We start from the raw sequence: 25,702 nt of genomic DNA on the forward strand, positions 1-25,702 counted from the left end.
TCGCACCTCACAGAACGTGCATGCATGTGGGCGGGCGAACGGCGTCGCCCGCCAGGGTCATGGGAGACAGCCGGGCGGGGTCTCCCCCGCCCGGCTACCGGGTCAGAGCTCCCGCACCCGGATGTTGCGGAACTCCGCCAGGTCGGTGTTGCTGTGGTTCTGCAGCCCGATGAACCCGCTGACGAACTGACGCAGGTCCGTGGCGGGGTCGCCGGCGCGGGACGACGACTTGCCCGGGGTGTTGTCGAACTCGTTGATCACGACGCCGTTGCGGATGATCGTGTAGTGCTGCCCGACCACCCGGACCTCGTAGTCGTTCCACTGGCCCTTCGGGGTCGCCCCCGCCTTGTCCAGAGTGTTCGGCTGGAAGTTGTAGATCGAGCCCGTCTTCTGCGGCTCGCCCGTGTCGCCGTCGTAGATCTGGATCTCGTGACCGCAGTAGATCGCGACCCAGGCCTGCGACGTACGGGCCGAGCCGACCGTGCCGCAGCTCCCGGCCGGACGCTGGTCCAGCGGGGTCCGCGGGTCGGGGAACCGGACGAACACGCCGGTGTTGGCACGGGCCGTGCCAGGCGCGACGTCACGGAACTGCAGCCGCAGCGAGAAGTCGCCGTACGCCTTGTCGGAGTACCACAGCATGCCCAGCCCGCCGGAGGTGCGGAGGGTGCCGTCCTGCTGCAGGTTGAACTGGCCGGACGGAGCCTGTGACCAGCCCTGCAGGGACGCGGGCGTCCCGTCGAAGATGGTCTCGTAGCCGTTCATCTTGCCGATGTCGGACTGCGCCGCCGCCTTGCTCAGCGTGGAGGCCTCGCCGTTGTCGATGACGCCGGCCTTGCGGAACTCGTTCACCTGGTCGTTGACGTGGCTGACGAACTCGCCGTGGTTCGACCACATGCGCTCGTCGTCGATCAGGTCGTTGATCGTGCAGCCACCGGCGACGACGCGGTTGGCCACGCCGGTGTCGGTGTCCAGCAGCCGGACCGTCGGCCGGGCGTCGGGCGCCGGGCAGCCGATCACGACGGTGACCTCGCCGGTCGCCACCTCACCGTCGGCGTAGGTGACCTTCAGCTTGGCCTTGTAGGTGCCGAAGTCCTTGTAGGTGTGCGTCGGGTCGGCCTCGGTCGAGGGCTTGCTGCCGTCGCCGAAGTCCCACTCCCACTTCACGCCGCCGGCCCTGGTGCTGGAGAACACCACGGTCTTCGGCGTGCTCTGCCGCTCCGGCCGCACCGTGGCCAGGCTCGGGTTCGGCGTCGCCGGACCGCCCTGGTAGGTGATGCGGATCAGCTTCTGGTTGGGGTGCAGGCTGAAGAAGCCACCGGCGTAGTCCAGCATGTACAGCGCGCCGTCCGGGCCGAACTTCGCGTCCATCCACGACTGGAGCTGGGTGGCTCCGCCGCCGGGCTGGATGATGGAGCGCAGGTCCTCGGCGAAGACCGGCGGCTTCGCGTCCTTGACGCCCTTCGGGTCGACGGTGACCGCGACCCGGTTGTTCGCGTTGGACTCGTCACCGATGAACCACTTGTTGTCCCAGTACGCCGGCCACGCGACACCGCTGTTGGTGTCGACCTCGGAGCGGTGGTAGGTCGGCCCGGACATGACCGCCTGGCCGCCGCCGGAGAGGTAGGGCTGGGTGAGGGTCTCCTCGCCCAGCTTGTAGGTCGGCAGGCCGCTGCCGTCGGTCCGCTTCGGGTAGACCGGGCCGCCGCCCTGCGGCGAGTACCAGATCATGTTGTCGCGGGCCGGCGGGATGTCGACCAGGCCGGTGTTGCGCGGCGAGGTGTTCTTCAGGTTGTCGCAGTTGTACCAGTCGGCGGGCTGGGAGGCGTCGACGTTGCTGCGGTCACGGTAGGGCTGCTTGTTGCCCATGCAGTACGGCCAGCCCTGGTTGCCGGCGGACGTGAGGATCGTCGCGGTCTCGTACTTCGCCGGACCCCAGATCTCGCTCGGGGCACCGGCGTCCGGACCGACCCATCCGGCGGTCAGCCAGTCGTTCACGTTGTCCCACTGGAGCCGCGCGATGTTGCGGACGCCCATCACGTAGATCTCCGGGCGGGTCTTGCCGCCGCCCTCTTCCTTACCCGTGAACAGGTTGCCCTTCGGGATCGTGTACGTCCCGTCGGCCTCCGGGTGGATACGGATGATCTTGCCGTTCAGGTCGTTGGTGTTGCCGGCGGTGCGGCGGGCGTCCTGGAACGAGGTGCCCTTGTAGTCCTGGGTCCAGTTGTTCCCCGAGTAACCGCTCGAGCCGCCGGAGGAGTTGCTGTCACCGGAACCGACGTAGAGGTTCCCCTCCTTGTCGAAGGCCATGCCGCCACCCGCGTGGCAGCAGCTGTGGATCTGGGTGTCCCACTGCAGCAGGTCCTTGCGGGTCTTCTGGTCGATCGTCTGGGTGGCGGCGTCGTACGTGAACCGGGAGATCGTCCGCTTGCCGATCCGCTTGTCCCTGTCGATCGACTCGTGCGGCATCCAGTAGACGTACAGCCAGCCGTTCTGCTGGAACTTGGGGTCGGGCACGATGCCGAGGAGACCCTCTTCGTTCTTCACCAGCTCGTCGCCGCTGCCGCGGTTGCCCATGACGGCGAGGGTGGTGAGGAGCTTGACCTGCTTGGTCTTCGGGTCCCACTGGTGGATCGTGCCACAGCCGAGGCCGACCTTCGGGTTGTTCCAGTCGGTGATCGGGCCGGTGGGGCAGGCCGCCTTGCCGACGTAGAAGACCTTGCCGTCGGGGGCGATGGTCAGGCCGTGCGGCTCGCCGATCTGGTCGAGCTGGCCCGACTGGTTCTGCGCGGTCAGCCGCTCGGTCTTGTAGTTCGACGCGATGGTCGCCTGGCAGTCGCCGCGGACCAGGCCGGCCGCCCACTTGATCGCGCCGCCGAGGTGGCTCTTGAACTGCTCGTCCTTGGTGTAGCTCTCCTCGGTGCCGCCCATGCCGGTGTAGAACGACCGGCCACCGTCGTAGTCACGGCACCACGAGATCGGGTGGAACGCGCCGTTGCCGTTCAGGCCCGCCTTGTAGGTCCACTCCTCGACCTGCGCGACCGTCTGGACCTTGCCCAGGGGGCTCGGGCTCCAGTTCATCCACTTGTCGGACCGCGTCGTGTTGAACGGCAGGCCCTTGTTCGCCGGGTGCTGACGGTCGGTGAAGTCCACCGTGGCCTTCTGCACCTGGCTGTCCGGCGGCGGCCCGGCGTCGGGACCGAACAGCCGCAGCTCGGCCAGCTGGACGAGGGGCTCACCGCTGTTCGCCGTGATGTTCAGCCGGTAGTACGCGTACGCCGTGGTGTTGGTGAACTTGTATTCCTTGGTCTGGAACCGCGAGGGGAAGGTCTCCCCCGTCCGCTTGTCCAGGTCCGTCCAGCTCTTCCCGTCCTGGGAGCCCTGCAGCGTCCAGTCCTTGGGGTCACGGCCGGGGAAGTCGTTGGCCGAGGTCAGCGCGTAGTGGGCGATCGCCTTCGGCTGCTCCAGCTTGAGCGAGACCCAGCCGGTCGGGTTGAACGTCAGCCACTTCGTGTTGTTGTTGCCGTCGACCAGCTTCTCTTTGGTCTCGTTCGGTGGGTTGTCCGCGTTCGCCGTGATCTCCACGACCTTCTCGGCCGGGGGCAGGCTGCCGGCGGGGCGGGTGCCGACCAGGTCGGTGAACCAGGACGAGTCGGGCTGCGCGCGTACGGCGTCGTGGACGCCGACGAACCCGCCGCCGTCCCGGATGTACGCCTGGAAGGCGGCCTCCTGGGCCGCGTTCAGCGTCACGCCCTTGGCGGACAGGAAGACCACGCCGCGATAGCGGGACAGGTTGCTGGAGGTGAAGACCGCCGGGTCCTCGGACACCTCGACCGAGAAGCCGTTGTCCTTGCCCAGGTTCTTGATCGACTCCGCGGCCTTCTCGACCGGGTCGCTCTGTTCCTTGGCGGGGCCGTGGAACACCAGCACACTGACCGACTTATCGGATTTATCCGGCTTACCGGTATCGGGCTCGGGAGGGTTGGGCTTGGCCTGCGCCTGCAACTGCGCGGCGGGGAGGGCCGGTGCGGCCTGCGCCTGCACGGCGGGGACCGTCGCCAGTCCCAGCGTCAGCGCGGCGCTCGACGCCGTGATCAGAGCACGGCGCCAGGCGGGTGGCCGAGGGTGTACGAGCAGGTCTCTGCGACCCATCGTTCGCTCCTTCAGGTCGGGGGGTTGGATCAGCACCTTGCGGAGGTCGTTCGGTCGGCCATGACGGCGACCGGGCACGCAGATGCCGGAAGGCCGAGGGTTGTGCCGGTCTTTTCTCCTCTCGCTCGCCGGTCGGTCCCTGATCCCGGCGTCGCGGCGACGCGGTCAGGACGGTTCGGGCCGTCGCAGGCGTGCGGCATCGCCGTTCGTCGCGCTGTCGACGGGCGCGATCGCCGCAGAACCCGTGGGCGCCGGGGACGGATCGCGTGCAGCGGTCGCCGGCCGTCCGTCGGGACGGCGACCGAAATGAGGTGTCTTCCCGGCCTCAGGCCGGGGCGCCGGGATGCCGGAGACGCCCGGCGGCGCCGCCGGGGCGTGGTCCGGCATGTCTGAGCCGCAGGTCCGCCGGGGCGTGCGAGGGCGGGCCGTGCAGGGCGGATGTCGGCCGTGGGGGGTGTCGCCGAAGCACCGCTGAGCCTTTCCGAGAGTCGCGGATGGTTGCGTGGGCGGGTGGACGAGGGCCAGGTGATGCCCAGGAGACGGGATCGGACTGGGAGATTCCGGATGCGTCAAGTGGGTGGTTTGGGCTCAACGTAGCAGCCTCACGACACTTCATCCAGTCCTGTGACAAAGTTTCCTTACTTACACTCTGACTTCTTGACTTTTTGGCGGAACTATCGCCTACTTCCATCGAAAGCTTCATCTACGGCGTCGAAAGCCTCGCTGGCCGGTCCCCGCCCGTCACCCGACGGCGGAACGCGCCCCACTTCGGGGGCCGCATCGAGACGTCACGCCGTACAGGCCGGTCCCCGGGCCGGCGCCACGAACAGATGCCGTTCGCCTCACGGCAGTGAGGCGTCATGATCGGATTGGGGAACCATGACCGAGGCAGGCAGGGGCACGACGCGAGGCCTCTTCTCCCGGCGCGCCTTCACCACGGCCGCGACGGCCGCCGCGTTCGTTCCGCTGGTCGGGGCGGGCCAGGCCAACGCGGCGCCGTCCGACAAGGTCACCGGCAAGCCCGACAAAGGCGACGTCCGCCGCATGACCCTCTACGCGGAGAAGCTGCCGAACAATCTGCTGGGATACGGCCTGGAGCCCGGCAAGGCCACGATCCCCGGCCCGCTCATCGAGATGGTCGAAGGCGAGACCCTCGAGATCGAACTGGTCAACAACACCGACATCACCGTCAGCCTGCACGTGCACGGCGTGGACTACGAGATCACCAGCGACGGCACGCGGATGAGCAACAGCGTGGTGGAGCCGGGCGGCCGGCGCACCTACGTCTGGCGCACCCACGCGCCGGGCCGCCGCCCCGGCGGCACCATCGAGCCCGGCAGCGCCGGCTACTGGCACTACCACGACCACGTCGTCGGGACCGACCACGGCACCGGCGGCATCAGCAGAGGGCTCTACGGCGCACTGGTGGTCCGGCGGAAGGGCGACATCCTGCCGGACAAGCAGTTCGTCGTCTTCTTCAACGACATGACGGTCAACAACGCCAAGGCCGGCGAGGCGCCGCACTTCATGGCGAAGATCGGCGAGCGCGTGGAGTTCATCGTGGTCACCCACGGGAACTTCTTCCACACCTGGCATCTGCACGGACACCGCTGGGCGGACAACCGCACCGGCCTGCTGGACAACCCGCAGGACCCGAGCCGGATCATCGACACGAAGATCACCGGACCGGCCGAGTCGTTCGGCTTCCAGGTGATCGCCGGGGAGCGCGTCGGCCCCGGGGCCTGGATGTACCACTGCCACGTCCAGAGCCACTCGGACATGGGGATGGCCGGCGTGTTCATGGTGGCCGACGAGAACGGGAACGTTCCCGGCCACGACATGGGCGGCATGAGCATGGGCACCGGCTCGGGCATGAGCACCATGCCGCACTGACCCGTCCCGCTCCCCCACGGGCACGGTTCCGGCGAAGCACCGGGCGGGCCGCCCGCCCCCGCGTACGGACAATCGAAGGTCAGTAGGGTGCGGCCCATGACCAGCGACATACGCGGGCGCGGGCGCGCATCCGTCACCGCCCCGCCCGGATCGCAGGCGGCTCTCGACTACTACCTGATCATGTCCGCGGCCGGCCCGGACGGAGCCCCGGCCGAGGGACTCGTCGTCGAGGAGTTCGCGCTCACTGGCGACTTCAGGACGGTCGGCCTGGACACCGCCGGATGGACCGCGGCCGACGGCGCCTGGTGGAGTTCCGCGGCCTTCGGACGCGCGATGCGCGAGGATCCCGGCCTGCGCGCCCGGACCCGCGCGGTGAGCCGCTCCGAGGCCGAGGCCGCCTACCGCGGTCTCGGCGGGGGCGAACTGCCCGGCGAGACGCGGCTGCGTGCCCTTTTCCGGGACCACCAGCCTCTGCCGGACTCGCCTCCCCTGCGCCTCGGCCCGCCGCGGGTCCCTGACGGGTTCCAGGACACGCGGGTCTACCGCGTCCTGTTCGCCGGCGAGCCGCACCTGTCCCGCCTCGCGGACGTGGTGACGCTCGCCCGGGAGGCCGGCGACCCGCGGACCCGGATCATCGGCACGGGTGAGCTGCGCACAGACCCGGACGTCTTCACCTGGGAGGTACGCCGGATCGGGCCCGGTATCGCCTGCTGCCTCGACCTCACGGCTCACCTGGGGACCGCGTCCTGTGAGGCCCTCGGGCCGCTGCTGCGGCGGTTGACGACGGCGATGCGCCACGCGGAACCGATCCCCGTTACCGTCGAGCGCTTCTGCTGAGCGGCTCTGTCTCTTCGCGTACGCGATTCAGCGGCGCACGGTTCTGCAGGCGGCGTCCGTGGAGAAGGTGCGGTCCCGCCCCGCCTCCAGTTCCGCGAGCCGATCCGTGAGCGCCTTGTGGATATGGGTGTAGGAGTCGCTGCCCAGAGCGACCCGTACGGGCGCGGGGTCCAGGTCCGCACAGCCGGCAATCGCCGCGGCCGTCTTGGCGAGGTCGCCGACGGACGGCAGCGCGGGGTCGCGGATGCCCCGGGTCAGCGCGGCCGGGCTGTCGTCGTAGGCGCTCATCGGTGCGGCGAGCCGCGAGCTCCCGTCCCGGAATCGGGTGCGCGCGCTGCCCGGCTCCACGATGGTCACACCGATGCCGAACGGGGCGACGTCCTTGGCCGTCGACTCCATGAAGCCCTCGATGCCCCACTTGCTCGCGTGATACACGGACGCGCCCGCGTTGGTGGCCTGACCGCCGTACGTGGAGACCTGGATGAGGCGGCCGCCACCCTGACGGCGTAGGTGAGGCAGCGCGGCGCGGGCCACCCGGATCGAGCCGAGCAGGTTCGTGTCGAGCTGGTGGACGATCTGCTCGTCGGTGAGTTCCTCGGCCGCGCCGAACAAGCCGTACCCGGCGTTGTTGACGACCACGTCGATCCTGCCGAGGTCGGCGAACGCCCGGTCCACCACCTCCCGGATCGCGGGGGCGTCGGTCAGGTCGAGGCGGGCGAGCCACAGCCGGTCGCCGTACTCCGCCTTCAGGTCGTCCACCGCCTCCGTCCGCCGCACCGTCCCGGCGACGCGATCGCCGCGCCGGAGGAGCTGTTGCGTCATCTCCCGGCCGAAGCCGCTGCTCACCCCGGTTATCAGCCATGTACGCGCATCCATCGTCGTAACCCTTTCCGAGTCCTAGCTAACTCGTTAGTTAGTCTACGCCTCGACCTAACCGGTTAGTCAAAGCTAGGATGGCGCCGTGGCGACCGGTAACTCTGAGGCGACCAAGGCACGCATCCTCGAAGCGGCCAGGGACGAGTTCTCCGCCCACGGCATCGCCGGGGCGCGCGTCGACCGCATCGCCAAGGCGGCCGGCTGCAACAAGAACCTGCTCTACATCTACTTCCAGAGCAAGGAGACCCTGTTCGCCACCGTCCTGGAGCAGAACCTCCGACGGGTCTACGACGAGTTGCGGTTCACGCCCGACGACCTGCCCGGGTACGCGGCGCGGGTCTTCGACTTCGCGATGGCCAATCCCGGTCTGATGCGGCTTATGGCATGGGCAGGCCTGGAACAGGAGGCCGGCGACGTCGCCCTGCGCAACGCGGCGCAGAGCGCGAAGGTGGCGGCCATGGAGGCCGCGGCGCACGACGCGGACGGCCCGGGGGCGCGGCTCGCGCCGGAATTCCTGCTGACGGCCATCCTGGCGCTCGCCACCGCCTGGTCGGCGGCGAGCCCCTTCGGCCCGCGACTCAGTCCCGGACTGGCCGCCGACCCCGCCACGCTGCGGGCCCAGATCGCCGACGCCGTGGCGGCGATCGCCGCCGCCCGCACCGGCCCCTGATCACCCGGTGCCGCCTTCGGGGTCTGCGGCTGTACGGTGCGTGATTCCGGCGAGGACGACCGGTCAGGCCAGTGGGAGCCGGACGACGAACGCCGCACCGCCGGCGGGCGACTGCTCCACGTGCACCTGGCCCTCGTGGCCGTACGCGATGTTCCGCACGATGGCCAGGCCGAGGCCGGTCCCACCGCGATCGCGGGAGCGGGCGGCGTCGAGGCGGGTGAAGCGGTCGAAGATGCGCTCCCGATCCTCCTTCCCGATCCCGTCGCCGTCGTCGGCCACGACGAGCTCCGCGGTGTCGGCCGTACGCCGGACCTGGACGAACACGACTGTCTTGGCGTGTCGCTGCGCGTTGTCGAGCAGTTCGGAGAGCATTCGCCGGAGTCGCCCGTCCAGGCCGCGTACCAGAATCCCGGGAACGGCCTGCATCTTCACGTCGACCCTGTCGGTGCGCCGGGCCAGTTCGCTCTGTACGAGATCCCCGAGGTCCAGCAGGGCCGGTTCGGCCGGCTGCGCGGCGGCCTGAAGCTGGGCCAGCAGGTAGAGGTCGTCCACCAGCGCCTGCAGCCGTTCCACGTCGTTGAGCGCCCGTTCGAGCAGGTCGTCCACGTCGATCTCGCTGGGGTGCAGCCGGGCCTCCTCCAACTGCGCCCGCAGTCCCGCGATCGGGGTGCGCAGTTCGTGCGACACGTCGGCCTCGAATCGTCGCTGCCAGTCGATGGCCCGATACAGCTTGCCGCACATGCTGTCGATGCCGTGCTTGATGCTGCGCTCCAGCTCATCGAGTTCGCCAAGGCATTCACGGAGGTGGCGGAGCGATGTCACATCTGTGAGGTGCCCTGCCCCGTCCGCGCCGATTCCCATGGACAGCTAAAATCAGCACATAGGACTTTGTTTCCGGCGCGAGCTACAGGAATCGGCAGGCCGTAGCCATTCGTGTCCCGGACCTCTCCTGGAAAAGGATTGACCAGTCGGGGCTGGTGACGAAAGATTATCGGCATGACGCTTCCCCAGCGCCAAACTCGGCGCTCTCTGCATGCGCTGGTGAAGCTGGTCGTGGTGGCTCTCTTGCTGGGCGCCGCGATCGGAGGAGGCATTTTCTTGGCGCTGCCGCTGCTGTGGCATGCGCTGTGGGGCGAGGGACCGGCGATGTTCCTGCCGGACTAGCCGTAGACGGTCAGATTGCGCACGACGTCCGAACTCCCTGACACCCTGGTTGCGAGCGGGAGCCAGCGACGAGGGAACGCTCCGCGACCTGGTCGGCGGATCGCGCCGTCTGCTGAAGACGTTCACGCTCGTGCACGGGTGTCAAAGGACGTTGCCGGACAGTTCGTCACTCAGTGCGTGCCGCTGGAACACGCGGAGCGGAGAATGGCGAAAATGGTGTCGATCGACTCTCGCGCTTCCTGACGTTCGCGGGGATTCACCCAACCAGACCAGTAGTAGCCCTCTGGAGACACGGCCACTTCCAACGCCTCCGTTGCCTCGGCTAAAAAGCCGATTCCAAGAGGCTTGGGCAACCACTCCTCGATCGGATAGCCCTCATGCCACGAGATCGCTCTGCCGGCGGACCTCAAGTTCCCATCTTCCCCTCTCGCTTCTTGAGGCGGATTAGCGCGCACCGCTGAGGCCACCGGTCGCGCCTACGCAGGGGCCTGTCTCGGGATCTGTTCGCGCTATCGCGGGGTCAGAACGCAGAACTCGTGGCCGTCGGGATCGGCCATGACCACCCAGCTGACCTCGCCCTGACCGATGTCGATGCGCGTCGCCCCGAGAGAGATGAGACGGTCGACCTCCGCTTGCTGATCACCGTCGGCCGGCGGAGCGAGGTCGAAATGCAGCCGCTCCTTCCCGGTCTTCGGATTGAGCGGCGGACCACCCCAGGTGATCTTCGGACCGCCGTGCGGCGAGCGGATCGCGGTCTCCTGGTCCTGATCCCAGACCAACGGCCAGCCCAGCGCTTCGCTCCAGAAGTACCCGGCCTCCTGCGAACCGTCGCAGGCAAGCGCACCGATGAATCCGCAGTCGGCGAGGAATTTGTTGTCCGGCCCGATGACGCAGAACTCGTTGCCTTCGGGGTCCGCGAGCACGACATGGTCCTCGTCCGGGCGTTGACCGATGTCGATGTGCCGGGCGCCGAGCTCGAGCGCCCTCGCCACCGTCTGCTGCTGGTCCTCGATGGACGTGCTCGTCAGATCGAAGTGCATCTGGTTCTGGCCAACCTTCTGCTCCTGACTCGGAAGAAATCGGATCCGGAACCCCGTGTCATCGCTCGGCAGGAGCGCGATGCCGTCCTGGGGGTCGTCGGCCATCTCCCAGCCCAGGACGCCGGCCCAGAAACGCGCGAGACGGAGCGGATCATGCGCATCGAAGCAGAGCGCGACGAGGTGACAAGTCATTCCGCTCCGCACCTCCTTTGCTGAAGACAGGGCACGCCGTCCGCGCCCAAAGGGAGATCAACGCTAGGCGCTCGGCATCCCGCCACGCGAACCAATTTCGGTGGCCTGACCTACAAGGACTGCTCAGCGTCGTTCGCTGTAGTTCGCGGCCGTGGTCCCCCAGCCGGCCACCTACCGCGGTGCCGAGCTGAACAGGCGAGTGCTCGTAGGCTGCCTCTCACACGCGATGGGCAGGAGGCTGAGGTGGCCGAGACGACGCTAGCCGAGGTGATGGCCGAGCTGGCCGAGCTCGAGGACCCGAGGGCACGCGAGGTGAACGAGAAACACGGCGACGATCACGGGGTGAACCTCAGCAAGCTGCGCGCGCTCGCGAAGCGGCTGAAGACGCAGCAGGAGCTCGCGTGCCGGCTCTGGGAGACCGGTGACACCGCGGCGAGACTGCTGGCGATCCTGATCTGCCGCCCGAAGGCGTTCGAGCGTGACGAGTTGGACGTCATGGTGCGCGTGGCGCGCACACCCAAAGTGCACGACTGGCTCGTGAACTACGTGGTGAAGAAGAACCCGCACTCCGAAGAGCTGCGCCTGGCCTGGTTCGCAGATCCGGATCCGGTGGTCGCGAGTGCCGGCTGGGCGCTGACCACCGAGCGCGTGGCCAAGAAGCCTGAGGGCCTCGACCTCGCTGGACTGCTCGACGCCATCGAGGCGGAGATGAAAGACGCCCCAGATCGCCTGCAGTGGGCGATGAACCACTGCCTGGCTCAGATCGGGATCGAGCACGCCGAGCACCGCGCCCGTGCGATCGGCATCGGTGAGCGCCTGGAGGTGCTCAAGGACTACCCGACTTCGCCTGGATGCACGTCTCCATTCGCGCCCATCTGGATCACCGAGATGGTGCGCCGACAGCACGATACGTAGGAAGGTCCACGCTCACGCCCGTGCCGCCACTCCCTCGGAACGCGGCACCCGATACGAACCGGTACGCCGCCTCCGGCTGGAGAGCACGCGGGACCTGTCCGACTCAATTGCAGGGCGATGTAGTCGGTCAGATTCCGGAAGCCGAGCGCCGAGCCGCGTACGTGTTCCAGCCGTCCGTTGATCGCCTCCGTAGGGCCGTTGGACGTACCGGGTCGGTCGAAGTAGGCGAGCGTCGGCGGCCCGATTCTTCGATATCCGGCCGAGCGTGACCAGCTCGGTCAGCGCGCGAGGACCACCGCTGCTGAGCGAGGTGATCAGTTGCTGCATAGCTTGCGGCCGGCGCCGCGGTCGGGTTCGCGGTAGGCGGTGATCATCTGCTGGTAGATGCCCCAGGTGGCTTCGACCTGCAGGTGGTCCTCGTTGGCGAACAGCTCCTCGAGGCGGGTCTTCTGCTCGTCGGTGAGCAGGTCGGCGCCGGTGTGCAGCGTGCGTCGGGACTTGTAGAGCGGGTCGCCGGCTCGGCCGCGGTGTCCGCAGGTGGCGAGCTGGATCCGGCGTCGGCAGCGGTCCAGTGCGTCGCCGGCGAGGCGGACGACGTGGAACGGGTCCATGACCGCGACCGCGTCTGCAGTTCCTCGGTGGTGGCGGTCGGGAGGCCTCGACCTTTACCCGGCCACCGACCACGCCCCCTCTGCCGGGCCCCCCAGAACTCATGCTGGACGTCCAACGCGTCAAGCGAGCAGGGCGATGACCCGGCAGCACCTCGGATGCATCAGCGATCCATCGAAGATCATTGACACGAGGATGGTGCACCAGTGAGCACGCTGCCCGCCTGAAGTCAGACGGGCTGGCCGATCGGACGGATCGTCACCGTGTTGAGGTCGACGCCTGCCGGCTGGTCGAGCGCGAAGCCGATCGCCTCGGCCACCGAATCCGGGCTCATCGCGATGGGGGGAGCCTGGCCGTGCCAGAACGCGGTGTCGATCATGCCGGGGTTCACGACCGTGACTCCGATGCCGCGGGTCGTGGCGTGCAGGCGGAGGTTCTCGGCGAAGCCGACCACTGCCCACTTCGTGGCGGAGTAGAGGTTGCCCGGGCTGTTCTTGATTCCGGCCACGCTGCCGATGAGCACCAGCCGGCCGCGGGACTGCTCGAGGTGGGGCAGGGTCGCCTTGGCCAGCAGAGCCGGTCCGAGCACGTTGGCGAGTACCATCGGTGCCCACAGCTCCGGATCGCCGCCGTCGATGACACCGGCACCGCCCGTCCGGAAGTGATCCGCGGACGCGCCGCCTGCGTTCGCGATTGCCGCGTCGAGCGACCCGAAGCGCTCCACCGTGCTGGTGACCGCCGTGTTCGTGGAGTCCCAGTCGGAGGCATCTGCTACCAGGCCCAGGACGCGGTCCGCGTAGCCGACTTCGTCGAGGAAGGCCTTGAGCCGACCTGGGTCGCGCCCGGTGACGGCCACCCGGTGGCCACGCACGAGCAGGAGCCGGGCGGTCGCGGCGCCGATCCCGCTCGTGCCACCGGTGATCAGGACCGTCTTTCCAGCGACCGGCGATGCGGCCGAGTCGGTGAGTGTGTCAGTGAGTGAGGTGTTCATGGCGTCCACTCTGTGGCGCGGCGCGGGCCCGCGACAGTTGCTGCCAAAGGTGGGGACGACATCCCCTGGCGCCAACGGCGCCGCCCAGGGAGGCTGTGCCTATGTCGAAGACGAGGTACTCCGAACTCGGTGGCTTCCTGCGTTCGCGACGCGAGCGGATCCGCCCCGAGGAGGTCGGGCTCGCGCCCGGCCCGCGGCGTCGCGTCCCCGGTCTGCGTCGTGACGAGGTCGCCGTTCTGGCCGGTGCCTCGGTGGAGTACTACACCGAGCTCGAGCGCGGTTCCGGCTCGCAGCCCTCCGACCAGATGCTCGCCGCGCTCGCCCGCGCCCTGCGCCTCAGTCGCGACGAACGCGACCATCTGTACCGGTTGGCGAACCGCCCGATCCCGCACCAGGGCGGGACGGCGTCACACGTCCACCCCGCGATGCTCGACCTGCTGACACGGATCGACGGGACCCCGGCGATGGTGAGCACCGACCTGCACACCGTTCTGGTCCAGAACCCGCTCGCCATCGCGATGCTCGGCGACCTGTCCGCGCACCACGGCCGCGCGGCGAGCTTCATCTACCGATGGTTCACCGACCCGGCCTCGCGGCAGATCTACCCGCAGGAGGACCTCGCCCCACAGTCACGCTCGTTCGTTGCCGACCTGCGCGCGGCAGTCGGGCGACGCAGCCCAGGCGACGCCGAGGCGACCAAGCTGGTGGACGAGTTGCTGCAGCAGTCGCCGGAGTTCCAGGCGCTTTGGGCCGACCAGGACGTGGAGGTGCGCAGAGACGAGCGCAAGCGGATCGTCCACCCCGCCGTCGGCATGCTCGACCTCAACTGCCTCAGCCTCTTCAGCGAGGACGGCCGCCAGCGGTTGCTCTGGTTCACCCCACGCGCCGGGACCGACACCGCCGAGAAGCTCGCGCTGCTGACCGTCGTGGGCACACAGGCGATGCAAACCGAACCAGCCCGATGAACCGATCGAGAAGGTACCGCTCGAGCGATAGACCCGACCGGCCGATCGTCACCGCCTAGCGCCGCTAGCCCTGGTGCGTGATGCCGCTGTCGGACCAGACACAGGTGGCGTCTGCACGGCACTCATCGGCCGGCCCAGATCTACACCCTCACTGCGAAGAGCCCGCAAATGACCTGAGGTAACGCTTCCGTTCCTTGTCATCCGCCTGCCAGCGTTTTCCGAGCGTGTGTGCCCCCAAAGCGCCCCCGATCGGGTTTCGCTAGCACGCCACCTCGCGGTGAGTCTTAGGGCGTAGAACTCGGAGGAAGAGTGAGCCTGATCCTCACCTGATGGTTGTGCTCAGCATGCCATATGACCTCGCCGCTAACCTGGGCGTGCAGGCGGGGAAGGTCGGAGCCCGAAGGTAGAGCTGTGATCTCAGCAAGGCCAACGGCATCCGGGACACCGTCTATCTTGAGGAACACTCCGAAGGGCTGCCGGCCGATGACGGTTCCCGTCACCAGGCTTCCGATCGGCAGGCTTATGCACGTGGCAAGCCAGGCTTCCTCGGCTCTCTTACTGTCCGCGGCGTAGTCCGGAGGCCATGAGTACTCGTTCATGAACCTGATCTTGCCTTCTCGTGCACTGACACGTTGCCCAGCGACTATGTGCTCGTGGCATGCGGCGATCACCCTCAGGTCATCGAGATCTGATCCATCCTGACGGCTGACCTGCGACGTCTGCCCGGCTCTTACGCTCAGCTAAGCTTTCGGCGTTCGCCGGTTCTCATCGTTTCGCGCTGTTTTTCGCGCTCATGTGCCCTGACTGTGCCCTGGAGTCGGCGGGGATGTGACCTGCGGGGCCGGCGAAGTCAGCGAATCATCAACCTATCTTGATCTTTCGTATCAGCCAAGCCGTGGGAATCAGCATCATGACGAGGACAGCCACCCCTACGGCCCAATAGAGAAGCTCCGGAAGGTCCGGGACTGACCAGCGGAACAGAGCGGCGATCCCGGTGACAACGCCCAACCCCACGAGGAACACGACCATGCTGCCGGTGAACTCAACGAACATCTCCATCAGTCCGCTCGCGCGCCCGCCCCTGCGTCGCTCACTCACTCAGTGCTCCCTTCTTGTCTAATTCTGATTCGTACAGGCCATGCATGGCTCTCCGGTGACCGCTTCTTTATCAGGCAACGGCAACAGGTGTCGAAATGGCCTTACATGGCCTTTGCCTGCGGAGTCAGTCCACTGCGGTGCGCCAGTGTCCAGTGTCGTTCGTCGGCGTTGTCACGCAGTTGGTCACTCACCCGACATGTTTGAGACTCCATACACCAGCACGAACGCTAGGAACAGAAGACCGCTGATGGCCACGACCAGGGCGCGATAGGGTGCACGGGGGTTAGGTCGCACTACCCAGCTTGTGGGCGTACCCGCTGAAGCACCGAAGATTACGGCCGAGGCGATGCCACCTGCACCGGCCACTCCCACGCTCGGAAACACCAGAAAGATCAAGCCGCCGAGAATAAGAACGCCGCCCACTGTGTAGAGCACAAGCCTGCGAACCACGCTTTTCTCCGTAGCCGCCTGCTTGGCCGCTCGGGCGCGTCGCCGTTTTGCTCGCCTACTTGAGTGCTGCGCGTTGCTCACTTGCCGCCCTCGGCTCTTCGATCTAGTCAATCATGGAACGTTTACTGTTTCGCTCTGGTTCCAGGCTGCTCCGGCGCGAGCATGTTCTCTGCCCCCTCTGTCCCGCTTGCCCTCGATCCACTGTGAAGCGGCAGCGCGCCGCCCCGGGGCTCTCGGCACCTGGCACACCCCCTGACCTTCTGCGCGCAAACGTGAGCCAGTCACGACGTAGAGAGCTTTCCGCCCTGCTCGATCGGTAGATGAGGGCCGGTGGGACGTGCGCGTGTAAGGCGACGTTGCTGTACCCGGCTGCTGTACAGCTCTCCCGAGTGTGCCCAGCCTGCGCCTCGCCGTCGGCTACTTCGTTACCGGCAAGGGCGAAGCGCCCCTCCTCAGCCAATCCCGCTTGCCCTAACATCACTCGAATGACCGCCCGCCAAATCTTCTTAACCCTTGGCACCCTCACTCTCCTCTTGGGCGTGCTCGCATCCTGCGAAGCTCATCGAGAGATCGGCATCCCTATCACGTTGGCCATATCGGGAGCTGGCTGGATGCTCGCTGCCGTCGCTATGGCAATCACGGAACACCGCGATCAACACCCGAAACCCTCGGCGGAGGCGCTCCAGCACCGGGACGGCGACGACCACGAGGAGTAAAAGCCGACACCATGGCCGACCGAGGAGAGTCCGCCGAAAAGCTGATCAGCGTTGGCCGTCGGCCGATATGTCGACTCTGGAAAGCCCTGCGCCGGTGCGTCAACTTGGTAGGGCGGAAGGTGGACAAGTCAGCCTGTAGGCCGGGTTCAAATTCCGCACGCTCCCCACCTGCACGTATCCGTTCTGGCCTACGGGCAACCTGCGCAAACGCTTACGTTCGTTGTCATCGTTTGCCAGCGCTCTCCGTAGCTACGTGCCCCCAAAGGGCCCGACCCCCTAAGTGTGGGTGCCCCCGCCGGTGGCGCAGACCATGCGCGGCCGGCCGCGCGGCGGCGCAGATCAGCCCCAAACAGCCCTCAGAGCTGTGCTACGGTCCCGCGTCTCCGAAGAAGGAGCCGCGCCGGTATTGCCGGAGCAGAACAGATTGCGGCCAATCACCAGTCGCGGCGCGGTATTCAAGCCGTCACTAGGTCGCCTGGTGAATGTTTCTGGAGCTGCGCGATGACAATTTGTAACGTCCGGGTATGTCGTGGAATCCCAGCAAGCATCCCAGGGACGCGCGTGGTCGTTTCACTCGAAAGGCTGGAGCAGGCGGCGGGCTGGCGATTATCGTACTGGTGGGCCTGTATGTCCTTGGCCAGTCACTGACTGCGCCCTCTGATGGGCAATCGCCTCGGCCATCGGTGTCGGCAACGGTCTCGCTCGAACAGCTAGTACGGCTGGGCCAGGATCTGCGGGCCGACCGGGAGTTCGGACAGCAGACGGTGGAGGAAGCCGCCAAGCTGGCCCACATATCGGAAGAGCGTCTGGTAGCGATCGAGGACGGTGCGGCGTCGGCGCCGACGGTGGACGAACTACGGCAGTTGGCCCACGTATACGCGCTGCCGCAGGATCTTCTGGAGAAGCGAATGACCGACGCGGGGCACGCCTCGGCACAGTGACCACGCAGTCGGGCGCCCTACCTCGCTATCAAGGACCATGTGCCCTGAATGTGCCCGATCTTGGCTAGCGGGGACAAACCCTAGGTCGCGGGTTGGCGGGCGGACGAGTCGGCCTGTAGGCCGGGTTCTGTGATCAGCCATGAGAGCTGACCGGCGACCATCCATCTAGGACCGCCGTTGCCGGCGGCCTCAAGCGGTCTACCCGCGCGGCTCGGGCGGGCAGCCCTCGAACGTCGCGCGCGGGACGTTCCGGAGAACGTCCCTTCTTGACCTTGCTCCGGGTGGGGTTTACCGAGCCGCCCACGTCACCGTGGGCGCTGGTGGTCTCTTACACCACCGTTTCACCCTTACCCCCGCGAAGGGGGCGGTCTGTTTTCTGTGGCACTGTCCCGCGGGTCACCCCGGGTCGGCGTTACCGACCACCCTGCCCTGTGGAGCCCGGACCTTCCTCGGCAGGGCCATGAGGCCCTGACGCGGCCGCCCGGCCGGCTCGTCCACCGTGAAGGTAAGCCTAGCGGCTCCCGATCCATTCTCCGCCCCGGACGAGGCGCGAGGCGACGCCGTGCCGCTCTAGCGTCGCGTAACGTCCTTGACGAACACGATCCCGTCGTACCCGGCCAGGTGGGCCGGGTCCAGCGGGGCGTAGCCGAACCAGGGGGACACGCGGAGGGCGGGCCGCGCGTCGCCGAGCGCGGCGGCCAGCCGGCCGGCGTCGGCGACGTAGCGGTCCTCCGGCAGCGTGTACAGGAGCCCTTCGAGGGTGTCCGGGGGCGGGGTGTCCACTCCCTGGTGCCGGATCGTGCCGAGGGCCGTGGCCAGGAAGGCGAACCCCTCACCCAGGTGGGCCCTCACGATCGCGCCGGAGCTCCACCACTCGAACGGCACGTCGCCCAGCCGCATCGAGCTCTTCTCCCGCTGGAAATGCGCGTTGTGGGCGTGGACCAGCGCCGGGCCCCGCTCGGCGACGGCGAGGATGTTGGCGGCGATCATCGAACTGCGCAGGCCCAGGAGCCGCGGCATGCGTCCCGGTGACGTGTCGGCCATCCAGTAGTGGTAGCGCAGCAGGCCGGTGGCGGCACGCGCGTACAGGCGTGCCCGGTCCCAGTCGTCCCGGGAGGACGCCGCGATCAGGTGCGGCGTCTGCGCGTCGAGCAGCGCCACGAGATCGTCGGCGAGCAGGAGCAGCTGCCGGGCCTCGGCCGACCGCCCCACGGACTGGGACGGGTCCATCATCGTGGCGGGATTGGCCCAGCGGTCGTCGGCGCCGAGCAGGCGGTCGAGCGTTTCCGCGTCGCAGGGCAGCAGATCCGCGTCCACCCGGGCCGCGAGGTAGCCGTAGAGCACGGTGAGGGCCTGCCGGGGGCTCGCGGCGTGGCTGATCTCCAGCGGGCCGTCGAGACCGGCGAAGCGCACCCGCTCGGACGCGGGCCGGCCGTCGTTGTACGCGCGCATCCAGCGCACGAGCTCGCGGTTGGCAGCGGACGCGCCCCACCCGTGGCTGAAGCCGCGTTCCATGACCTCGTCGAGGGTGCCCGTGCCCGAGGTGACGTAGTCGTCCACGACCACGCCCATCAGGCAGTCGCTCTCGATCCCGATCGTCCGGTAGCCCTCCTGCTCCACGAGCTGCCGGAAAAGCTCGTTTCGCACGTCGAGCAGGAGGTCCTCTCCGTGGGTGGGCTCGCCCAGGGCGAGCAGCCGCGGCCGGTCCGGAAGCAGCCTCATGACGGAGGCGGCCTCGACGGGATGGACGGTGTCCTTGATGCCGGTATCCATACCTTCAACGGTATCGTTGAACCTTTACGTGAAGACTTGTCCGTTAAATCGCCAGATCGCGAGAGCGAAACCCTCAACCATCCACTTCAAGCGACCGGTGGTGCGGGCGGGCCCGAAAAGCCGACGCCGCGGGGGCACGGCCGAGCGTGCGGCCCCCGCGGCGTGTCGCCTTGTGACAGCGGCGTCAGGAAAGGTGGGCGGTGTCGTTGAGCGCCCGTACGACGGCGGGCCCGTCGGCGTAGTAGTCGATCGCCGACAGGCAGGCCAGGTCGAGGTGCATCCGATAGAGGGCCTCCGGCGGAGCGCCCAGCGCGAAGCGGACGAGCATCTTGATCGGGCTCACGTGGGAGACCACGACGACGCTGCGGCCTTCGTGGGCCTTCACGATGCGGTCCCTCGCCTGCTCGACCCGCCGGGCCGTCGACGCGAAGCTCTCCCCGCCGGGCGGCGCGACGTCCGGGTCGGCCAGCCAGGCCGCCAGTTCCCGGGGCCAGCGCTGCTGGATCTCCGCGAACGTGTGCCCCTCCCACTCGCCGAAGTCGGTCTCGCGGAGGTCGTCGTCGACCAGCACCGTCAGGCCCGTCCGGGCGGCCACCGCCTCCGCCGTCTGCCGGGCGCGCGCGAGCGGGGAGGCGACGATCACCTCGACCTCGTACGGCTGCCGCGACAGGCGCAGGGCGGCGGCCTCGGCCTGCGCGAGCCCGGTGGGGGTGAGCGACGGGTCGCCCAGCCCGGAGAACCGCTTCTCCACCGACAACGGCGTCTGCCCGTGCCTGAGCAGGAGCAGGGACGTGGCGGCGTGCGAGGCCCGGGGCATCCATCCGTGCCCGCGCCTGTCGTGGGACGTGGCGGTTCCGGCCGCCGCCGTTCCCGCACGTCCATCGGCGGCGACCGGAGCCTGGGTGTCTGGAACGTCGTCGAAGAGCGAGGGCGCGTCGGTGTTGGGCGGCGCGGCACCGGGCTCGACGACCGGGGCGGACTCCGGCGCGGAGGTGATCTCGCTCGACTGCCAGGTCTCCCCCCGGGCCGCCGCGTCCATCGCCTCGTTGGCGAGCCGGTCGGCGTGGCTGTTGCGCTCGCGCGGAACCCACGTCCACGTGACCCGGAACCGCCGGGCCAGGCCCGCCGCCTCCAGGGCGAGCGGCCGCAGGCCCTCGTGCTTGACCTTCCACCGGCCGGCCATCTGCTCGATGACCAGCTTGGAGTCCATCCGCACCTCGACCTGCCCGCCCTCCGCGCCGAGCGCGAGCAGCGCCCGGAGCCCGGCGATCAGGCCGCGGTATTCGGCCACGTTGTTGGTCGCGGTGCCGATCGACTCGGCGGCCTCGGCGAGCACCCGCCCCGCGTCGTCCTTGACCACCGCGCCGTACCCGGCCGGTCCGGGGTTGCCCCGCGACCCGCCGTCGGCCTCGACGATGAACCCCACGGCGACCGTCACAGACCCGACTCGGCCGTACGGACCAGGATGCGGCGGCACTCCTCGCAGCGGACCACCTCGTCGTGGGCGGCGGCCCGGATCCGGTTGAGGTCGGCGATCGACAGGCTCGTACGGCAGCCGAGGCACCGGCCGCCGTGCAGCATGGCGGCGCCGACGCCGGTCTGCTCGCGCATCTTCTCGTACAGCCCGAGCAGGTCGGCGGGGACATCGGCGGTGATCGCGGACCGGCCGGAGGTCAGCTCGCCGGTCTCCTTGTCGATCTCGGCGAAGGCCACGTCCCGGCGGTCCTCGGCGGCGCGCAGCGTGCCGGTCACCTCTTCGCGCTCGGACTTGAGGGTGGTGACCCGGGCGTCGGCCGCCTCCCGGCGCTCCATGATCTCCAGCACGACCTCCTCCAGGTCCGACTGCCTGCGCCGCAGGGAGACGATCTCGGACTGGAGACTCGCCAGGTCCTTGGGCGAGGAGACCTGCCCGGAGTCCAGGCGCTTCTGGTCGCGGTCGACCCGGACGCGTACGGCGTCCACGTCCGACTCGGCCTTGGCCTGGTCGCGGGCGAGGTCGCCGGCCTCGGTCTCGGCGGCGATGATCTGCGTGGAGACCTGGGCCAGCCTCTTGGACAGCTCGTCGATCTCGGCGAGCTCCGGCAGGGTGCGGCGGCGGTGCCGCAACCGGTCGAGACTGGTGTCGAGCTCAGCGAGATCGAGCAGACGCTTCTGTGCTTCCGGTGCGGCCTTCATCCCAAATCCCTCAAGATGCTCGGGGGTCCAAGTCGGTGGTCGTCGCCGTCCAGGCGTCGGTGACGGCGTCCGAGACGCGCGCCTCAACAGTAATGCCCCTGGCCGCCAACGCTGACGTCAGACGCCGGGCGGCGTCCGCGAGCCACGGCCACTCCGTGGCCCAGTGGGAGGCGTCGACCAGCGCAGGCCCGTCCGCCTCCATGTGCTCGCTGGCCGGGTGGTGCCGCAGATCGGCCGTCAGGAAGACGTCCACGCCCGCGGCCCTGGCCGTGCCCAGCAGGGAGTCGCCCGCGCCGCCGCAGACGGCGACGGTCCGCACCGGCCGGTCGGGGTCGCCCGCGACCCGCAGCGGCCCGGCCGTACGGGGCAGGCCCGAGGCGGCCAGCGCGGCGAACTCCCGCAGCGGCGTCGGGGCGGGCAGGTCCCCGATCCGCCCGAGCCCCCGGCGCGGGTCGTCGGCGGAGGGCTGGAGGGGCCGCAGGTCCCCCGTCAGGCCGACGGCCCGCGCGAGCGCGTCCGAGACCCCGGGGTCGGCGACGTCGGCGTTGGTGTGCGCGGCGTAGAGCGCGGCGCCGCCGCGGATGAGCCGGTGCACGACCCGGCCCTTGAAGGTGGTGGCGGCCACGCTCGTGGTGCCGCGCAGGTAGAGCGGGTGGTGGGTGACGACGAGGTCGGCCCCCCAGCCGAGGGCCTCGTCCACGACCGCGGCGACCGGGTCGACCGCGAACAGGACCTTCCGTACGGCCTGCTCCGGGTCGCCGCAGACGAGGCCCACGGCGTCCCAGGGCTCGGCCCACGAGGGGTCGTACAGCGCCTCCAGGCACTCGACCACCTCGGCGAGGGTGCAGGAGATCGATTCCACCCGCGCACACTACAGCCTGCTGGCGGAACGTTCCGGGAAGAGTAACGTCCCCATTGACGCCCCGCCGTCAGGAAGGATCCCCAGCGTGCCCGTTGATCAGCAGAGCCTGCACGTCAAGTCCGTGGTCGCCGACACCCACAACGACCTGCTCATGGCCGTGTCCGCCCGGCCGCCCGCGATATGGGCCTCGTTCTTCCGCGAGCGGTGGCTTCCCCAGCTCGTCGAGGGCGGGGTCGACGTGCAGGTGCTGCCCGTGTTCGTGGAGAGCCAGTTCCGCCCCGAGGGCGCGCTGCGCCAGACGCTGCGGATGATCGAGTGCGCCCACGTGCTGGCCGAGGGCAACGCCGACGCGGTGGCGCTGTGTCACGACGGGCAGCAGATCGACGAGGCCCTCGCCCTCGGCAGGATCGCCCTGGTGCTGGCCCTGGAGAGCATGCCGGGGATCGACGAGAGCGTCGAGCTGATCCCGACCCTGCACCGCCTCGGGGTCCGCGTCGCCTCGATCGCCCACTGGGGCCGTACGGCTCTCGCCGACGGCAGCGGCCAGGACGGCACCGGCTCCAGGCTCACCAGCCACGGTGTCGAGGCGCTGCGCGAGATGGAACGGCTCGGCATGATCTTCGACATCTCCCACCTGGGCGCCACGGGCGTCGCGCACGTGCTGGAGATCGCGACCCGGCCCGTCATCGCGACCCACTCCTCCGCGCGTGCCCTGCGCGACCACCACAGGAACCTCACCGACGACCAGCTCAGGGGCGTCGCCGCAGGGGGCGGTGTCGTCTGCGTGAACTTCCTCGCCGCCTTCCTCACCGAGGACGCCCGCTCGGCCACGATCGACCACCTCGTGGACCACATCGAGCACGTCGCGGGCGTCGCCGGCATCGACCACGTGGGCCTCGGCCCCGATTTCGTGCGCGAGGTGTACGAGGACCTCACGCCGCCGTGCTGCGAGGGCTTCAGCTACTCCGGGATCGACTCGGGCGCGGCCATCCCGGGGCTGGAGGGCCCGCGCGGCCTGCCGCTGGTGACCGACGCGCTGGTCAAGCGGGGTTTCTCCGACGAGGAGATCCAGAAGATCCTGGGCGCCAACGTGATGCGCCTGTTCCGCGCGGAGCTGGGCCGTACGGCCCGGGAACGGCCCGAGCCCGAACGGCCGCGGCGGTGAACCTGGAGGCCATGCTGGCCGACCTCGAGGAGCTGGTGCTCTGCGAGTCGTACTCCACCGACCACGAGGCGGTGGCGCGCAGCGCGCGGGTCGTCGGGGCGCTGGGCCGCAGGCTGCTGGGGGCCGAGCCGGAGACCCTGGTGATCGACGGGGTCACCCACCTGCGCTGGTCGTTCGGCCCGCCGCGGGTCCTGCTACTGGGTCACCACGACACGGTCTGGCCGGTCGGCACGCTGCGCGAGCATCCCTGGTCGGTGGCCGACGGGGTGGCGCGGGGGCCGGGCGTGTTCGACATGAAGGCCGGTCTCGTGCAGCTCTTCCACGCGGTCGCCTCGCTGCCGTCCCCCGACGGCCTGACCGTGCTCGTCGTCGGGGACGAGGAGCTCGGCTCGCCGACCTCCCGCCCGGTGATCGAATCGATCGCGTCGCGGTGCGCCGCCGCGTTCGTGCTGGAGGCCAGCGCGGACGGCGGCGCGCTGAAGACGGCCCGCAAGGGCATCTCGCGCTACGAGCTGACCGTGCACGGCCGGGCCGCGCACGCCGGCCTCGAACCCGAGCTGGGGGCCAACGCCGGTGTCGAACTGGCCCACCAGGTGCTGGCCATCGCGGGCATCGCGGCCCAGGTCGAGTCGTCGTCCAGGGCGGGGGCGACGTCGGTGACGCCCACCATGCTGACCGCGGGGACGAGCACCAACACGGTGCCGGCCCGGGGCCGGGTCGCCGTCGACGTCCGCGTGCCCGACCTGGCGGCGCAGCGGCGGGTGGACGAGCTGATGCGGGCGCTGGCCCCGCACACTCAGGGCGTCCGGCTGGAGCTGCGCGGCGGGCCGAACCGCCCGCCGCTCGACCCCGCCGCCTCCGCCGGGCTGTTCGAGGTCGCCGTACGGCTCGCCGCCGAGCTGGGGATGGCGCCGCTGCGCGGGGTGTCGGTCGGCGGCGGCTCTGACGGCAACTTCACCGCGGGCGTCGGCTGCCCGACACTCGACGGCCTGGGCGCGGTGGGGGGCGGCGCGCACGCCGCCGAGGAGCACGTCCTGGTCGCCGAGATGCCGGTCCGCGCCCGCCTGGTCGCGGCGCTGGTCGCGTACGTGCTGTCGGGCGGGCCGATCAGCGGCCCCAGCGGACCCGGCGGCGCCGATCCCACACCGGCCGATCCCACACCGGCCGATCCCACACCGGCCGATCCCACACCGGCCGATCCCACACCGGTCTATCCCACGCCGCGGGACGTGAAGCAGACCGCCGGGGAGACCGCGTGAACCCGTGCGATCCCGTCGCCGCCCGGGATCAGGCGGCCCGGGCGGCCGCGCGGCGCGGCCTGCGGATCGCCGAGCTGCGCACGGTCGCCGAGTTCGAGCGCGTGGTCCGGCTGTTCGACGGCATCTGGCGTCCGGAGCCCTGGAACCCGCCGATCACGGCGGAGCTGATGCGGGCGCTGACCCACGCGGGCGGGTACGTCGCCGGGGCGTTCGACGGCCCGGAACTCGTCGGGGCCGCCGTCGCCTTCCTCGCGGCGCCGGCGGGGCAGGCGCTGCACTCGCACGTGACCGGCGCCGTGCGGCCCGGCGCCGGGTTCGCACTCAAGCTGCACCAGCGGGCCTGGGCCCTGGAGCGCGGCCTGAGCCGGATCACCTGGACCTTCGATCCCCTCGTGCGCCGCAACGCCCACTTCAACCTGGCCAAGCTGGCCGCCCTGCCGGAGGAGTACCTGCCCGACTTCTACGGCCCGATGGGCGACGCGGTCAACGCCGGCGACGAGTCCGACCGCGTCCTCGCGGTGTGGCGGCTCGACGACCCACGGGTGGCGCGGGCCTGCGACGGCCTGCCGCACCGGCCCGCCGGAGCGGACGGCGCGGTGACCGCGCTCGCCGAGCGGGACGGCCGGCCGGTGGCGCTGCCCGCGGACGGGCCTGCCGTGCTCGTCGCCGTGCCGGCGGACGTGGAGACCCTGCGCCGCGCCGACCCGGATGCGGCCAAGGACTGGCGGCACGCCGTACGCGACGTGCTGGGCGGGCTGATGGCGCAGGGCCGTACGGTGACGGGCTTCGCCGGCGGCTGCTACGTCGTCGAGCGGCGCTCCCCTGCCCGGGAGTGAGACGGGCGGCGTGACCCGGCGCTGCGTACGGGCCGGAATGGGTAAGGACCGGACAGCGGCGTCCCGGCGACGGCGTCGATCATCGGCAGGGGTAACGTGCCAGGTGAGCCGGGTGGGGACACCCTG

Annotated in this window: 21 protein-coding genes, 1 other RNA gene and 1 pseudogene; 10 read left to right on the top strand and 13 right to left on the bottom strand. The window is 69.5% G+C overall.

What is annotated here, in order from left to right; all coding sequences use genetic code 11:
* Positions 1–102: 102 nt before the first annotated feature.
* On the bottom strand, positions 103–4,149 hold the full coding sequence (locus Msi02_RS07655; protein WP_204047685.1) for a ThuA domain-containing protein: 4,047 nt from the start codon (positions 4,147–4,149) through the stop codon (positions 103–105).
* 879 nt (positions 4,150–5,028) lie between these two features.
* Here Msi02_RS07655 and Msi02_RS07660 point away from each other — a divergent pair.
* Together Msi02_RS07660 and Msi02_RS07665 are read left to right on the top strand one after the other, a co-directional pair.
* Positions 5,029–6,042 carry a multicopper oxidase domain-containing protein gene (locus Msi02_RS07660; RefSeq protein ID WP_204047686.1) on the top strand — a complete coding sequence of 338 codons (1,014 nt, stop codon included), beginning with the start codon at positions 5,029–5,031 and terminating at the stop codon, positions 6,040–6,042.
* A 96-nt stretch (positions 6,043–6,138) separates the two neighbouring features.
* Complete coding sequence (locus tag Msi02_RS07665) at positions 6,139–6,879, top strand: hypothetical protein (RefSeq protein ID WP_204047687.1); 741 nt, start codon at positions 6,139–6,141, stop codon at positions 6,877–6,879.
* 27 nt (positions 6,880–6,906) lie between these two features.
* Here Msi02_RS07665 and Msi02_RS07670 read toward each other — a convergent pair whose 3' ends face one another.
* Positions 6,907–7,755 carry an SDR family oxidoreductase gene (locus Msi02_RS07670; protein ID WP_204047688.1) on the bottom strand — a complete coding sequence of 283 codons (849 nt, stop codon included), beginning with the start codon at positions 7,753–7,755 and terminating at the stop codon, positions 6,907–6,909.
* An 85-nt stretch (positions 7,756–7,840) separates the two neighbouring features.
* Here Msi02_RS07670 and Msi02_RS07675 point away from each other — a divergent pair, with 85 nt between their 5' ends.
* Positions 7,841–8,425, top strand: coding sequence for a TetR/AcrR family transcriptional regulator (locus tag Msi02_RS07675; RefSeq protein WP_204047689.1), 585 nt, complete (start codon positions 7,841–7,843; stop codon positions 8,423–8,425).
* A 63-nt stretch (positions 8,426–8,488) separates the two neighbouring features.
* Here the strand turns inward: Msi02_RS07675 and Msi02_RS07680 are convergent, their stop codons facing one another.
* On the bottom strand, positions 8,489–9,247 hold the full coding sequence (locus Msi02_RS07680; RefSeq protein ID WP_204047690.1) for a sensor histidine kinase: 759 nt from the start codon (positions 9,245–9,247) through the stop codon (positions 8,489–8,491).
* Between the two features lie 174 nt (positions 9,248–9,421).
* Here Msi02_RS07680 and Msi02_RS07685 point away from each other — a divergent pair, with 174 nt between their 5' ends.
* Positions 9,422–9,589, top strand: a complete 168-nt coding sequence (locus tag Msi02_RS07685; protein ID WP_204047691.1) for a hypothetical protein — start codon at positions 9,422–9,424, stop codon at positions 9,587–9,589.
* A 509-nt stretch (positions 9,590–10,098) separates the two neighbouring features.
* Here the strand turns inward: Msi02_RS07685 and Msi02_RS07690 are convergent.
* Positions 10,099–10,821, bottom strand: coding sequence for a VOC family protein (locus Msi02_RS07690; protein ID WP_204047692.1), 723 nt, complete (start codon positions 10,819–10,821; stop codon positions 10,099–10,101).
* 270 nt (positions 10,822–11,091) lie between these two features.
* On the opposite strand from Msi02_RS07690, the gene Msi02_RS07695 reads away from it, so the two are divergent.
* Complete coding sequence (locus Msi02_RS07695; RefSeq protein WP_204047831.1) at positions 11,092–11,736, top strand: DNA alkylation repair protein; 645 nt, start codon at positions 11,092–11,094, stop codon at positions 11,734–11,736.
* Here Msi02_RS07695 and Msi02_RS07700 read toward each other — a convergent pair.
* Positions 11,655–12,347, bottom strand: a pseudogene (locus tag Msi02_RS07700) (ISL3 family transposase). The gene Msi02_RS07695 and the pseudogene Msi02_RS07700 overlap by 82 nt on opposite strands.
* Positions 12,348–12,574: 227 nt before the next feature.
* Positions 12,575–13,336, bottom strand: a complete 762-nt coding sequence (locus tag Msi02_RS07705; RefSeq protein WP_204047693.1) for an SDR family oxidoreductase — start codon at positions 13,334–13,336, stop codon at positions 12,575–12,577.
* Positions 13,337–13,437: 101 nt separating this feature from the next.
* Between Msi02_RS07705 and Msi02_RS07710 the strand changes: the two genes are divergently transcribed.
* Positions 13,438–14,301 (top strand): helix-turn-helix transcriptional regulator, encoded by an 864-nt coding sequence (locus Msi02_RS07710; RefSeq protein WP_204047694.1) that lies wholly within the window; start codon positions 13,438–13,440, stop codon positions 14,299–14,301.
* A 284-nt stretch (positions 14,302–14,585) separates the two neighbouring features.
* Here Msi02_RS07710 and Msi02_RS07715 read toward each other — a convergent pair whose 3' ends face one another.
* Positions 14,586–14,900: a S1 domain-containing protein gene (locus Msi02_RS07715; protein WP_204047695.1), complete on the bottom strand. Its 315-nt coding sequence runs from the start codon at positions 14,898–14,900 to the stop codon at positions 14,586–14,588.
* Between the two features lie 262 nt (positions 14,901–15,162).
* Entirely contained in the window at positions 15,163–15,399 is a 237-nt protein-coding gene (locus tag Msi02_RS07720) for a hypothetical protein (RefSeq protein ID WP_204047696.1), read from the bottom strand.
* A gap of 1,690 nt (positions 15,400–17,089) precedes the next feature.
* Here Msi02_RS07720 and Msi02_RS07725 point away from each other — a divergent pair.
* Positions 17,090–17,506: a helix-turn-helix domain-containing protein gene (locus Msi02_RS07725; protein WP_204047697.1), complete on the top strand. Its 417-nt coding sequence runs from the start codon at positions 17,090–17,092 to the stop codon at positions 17,504–17,506.
* A 100-nt stretch (positions 17,507–17,606) separates the two neighbouring features.
* Here the strand turns inward: Msi02_RS07725 and rnpB are convergent.
* The 5 genes from rnpB to Msi02_RS07750 form a co-directional block, all read right to left on the bottom strand.
* Positions 17,607–17,999: RNase P RNA component class A (gene rnpB / locus Msi02_RS07730), an RNA gene on the bottom strand.
* Positions 18,000–18,076: 77 nt separating this feature from the next.
* Positions 18,077–19,279 carry an erythromycin esterase family protein gene (locus Msi02_RS07735; protein ID WP_204047698.1) on the bottom strand — a complete coding sequence of 401 codons (1,203 nt, stop codon included), beginning with the start codon at positions 19,277–19,279 and terminating at the stop codon, positions 18,077–18,079.
* Positions 19,280–19,463: 184 nt separating this feature from the next.
* Complete coding sequence (locus Msi02_RS07740) at positions 19,464–20,717, bottom strand: bifunctional RNase H/acid phosphatase (RefSeq protein WP_239108207.1); 1,254 nt, start codon at positions 20,715–20,717, stop codon at positions 19,464–19,466.
* The gene (locus tag Msi02_RS07745) at positions 20,714–21,454 is read right to left on the bottom strand and encodes a zinc ribbon domain-containing protein (protein WP_204047699.1); all 741 of its coding nucleotides are present in this window, start codon (positions 21,452–21,454) and stop codon (positions 20,714–20,716) included. The genes Msi02_RS07740 and Msi02_RS07745 overlap by 4 nt, the downstream gene beginning before the upstream one ends.
* 10 nt (positions 21,455–21,464) lie before the next feature.
* Positions 21,465–22,316 (bottom strand): Nif3-like dinuclear metal center hexameric protein, encoded by an 852-nt coding sequence (locus tag Msi02_RS07750; protein ID WP_079316802.1) that lies wholly within the window; start codon positions 22,314–22,316, stop codon positions 21,465–21,467.
* An 85-nt stretch (positions 22,317–22,401) separates the two neighbouring features.
* On the opposite strand from Msi02_RS07750, the gene Msi02_RS07755 reads away from it, so the two are divergent.
* Genes Msi02_RS07755 through Msi02_RS07765 form a run of 3 tightly spaced genes read left to right on the top strand, consistent with a single transcriptional unit; the run spans position 22,402 to position 25,576 of the window.
* Positions 22,402–23,481 carry a dipeptidase gene (locus tag Msi02_RS07755; RefSeq protein ID WP_239108208.1) on the top strand — a complete coding sequence of 360 codons (1,080 nt, stop codon included), beginning with the start codon at positions 22,402–22,404 and terminating at the stop codon, positions 23,479–23,481.
* 11 nt (positions 23,482–23,492) lie between these two features.
* Positions 23,493–24,740 carry a M20/M25/M40 family metallo-hydrolase gene (locus Msi02_RS07760; RefSeq protein WP_239108209.1) on the top strand — a complete coding sequence of 416 codons (1,248 nt, stop codon included), beginning with the start codon at positions 23,493–23,495 and terminating at the stop codon, positions 24,738–24,740.
* A complete protein-coding gene (locus Msi02_RS07765; protein ID WP_239108210.1) occupies positions 24,737–25,576 on the top strand; it encodes a GNAT family N-acetyltransferase in 840 nt (279 codons plus the stop codon). Before Msi02_RS07760 ends, Msi02_RS07765 begins: the two co-directional genes overlap by 4 nt.
* The last annotated feature ends 126 nt before the right edge of the window (positions 25,577–25,702 follow it).

This window comes from Microbispora siamensis, assembly GCF_016863095.1.
GTDB lineage: Bacteria > Actinomycetota > Actinomycetes > Streptosporangiales > Streptosporangiaceae > Microbispora > Microbispora siamensis.

Excerpts from the sequence above, each read along its gene's own strand:
- Msi02_RS07655 (WP_204047685.1), bottom strand. The coding sequence starts at position 4,149 with ATGGGTCGCAGAGACCTGCTCGTACACCCTCGGCCACCCGCCTGGCGC.
- Msi02_RS07660 (WP_204047686.1), top strand. The coding sequence starts at position 5,029 with ATGACCGAGGCAGGCAGGGGCACGACGCGAGGCCTCTTCTCCCGGCGC.
- Msi02_RS07665 (WP_204047687.1), top strand. The coding sequence starts at position 6,139 with ATGACCAGCGACATACGCGGGCGCGGGCGCGCATCCGTCACCGCCCCG.
- Msi02_RS07670 (WP_204047688.1), bottom strand. The coding sequence starts at position 7,755 with ATGGATGCGCGTACATGGCTGATAACCGGGGTGAGCAGCGGCTTCGGC.
- Msi02_RS07685 (WP_204047691.1), top strand. The coding sequence starts at position 9,422 with ATGACGCTTCCCCAGCGCCAAACTCGGCGCTCTCTGCATGCGCTGGTG.
- Msi02_RS07690 (WP_204047692.1), bottom strand. The coding sequence starts at position 10,821 with ATGACTTGTCACCTCGTCGCGCTCTGCTTCGATGCGCATGATCCGCTC.
- Msi02_RS07695 (WP_204047831.1), top strand. The coding sequence starts at position 11,092 with ATGGCCGAGCTGGCCGAGCTCGAGGACCCGAGGGCACGCGAGGTGAAC.
- Msi02_RS07705 (WP_204047693.1), bottom strand. The coding sequence starts at position 13,336 with ATGAACACCTCACTCACTGACACACTCACCGACTCGGCCGCATCGCCG.
- Msi02_RS07710 (WP_204047694.1), top strand. The coding sequence starts at position 13,438 with ATGTCGAAGACGAGGTACTCCGAACTCGGTGGCTTCCTGCGTTCGCGA.
- Msi02_RS07715 (WP_204047695.1), bottom strand. The coding sequence starts at position 14,900 with ATGAACGAGTACTCATGGCCTCCGGACTACGCCGCGGACAGTAAGAGA.
- Msi02_RS07725 (WP_204047697.1), top strand. The coding sequence starts at position 17,090 with ATGTCGTGGAATCCCAGCAAGCATCCCAGGGACGCGCGTGGTCGTTTC.
- Msi02_RS07735 (WP_204047698.1), bottom strand. The coding sequence starts at position 19,279 with ATGGATACCGGCATCAAGGACACCGTCCATCCCGTCGAGGCCGCCTCC.
- Msi02_RS07745 (WP_204047699.1), bottom strand. The coding sequence starts at position 21,454 with ATGAAGGCCGCACCGGAAGCACAGAAGCGTCTGCTCGATCTCGCTGAG.
- Msi02_RS07760 (WP_239108209.1), top strand. The coding sequence starts at position 23,493 with ATGCTGGCCGACCTCGAGGAGCTGGTGCTCTGCGAGTCGTACTCCACC.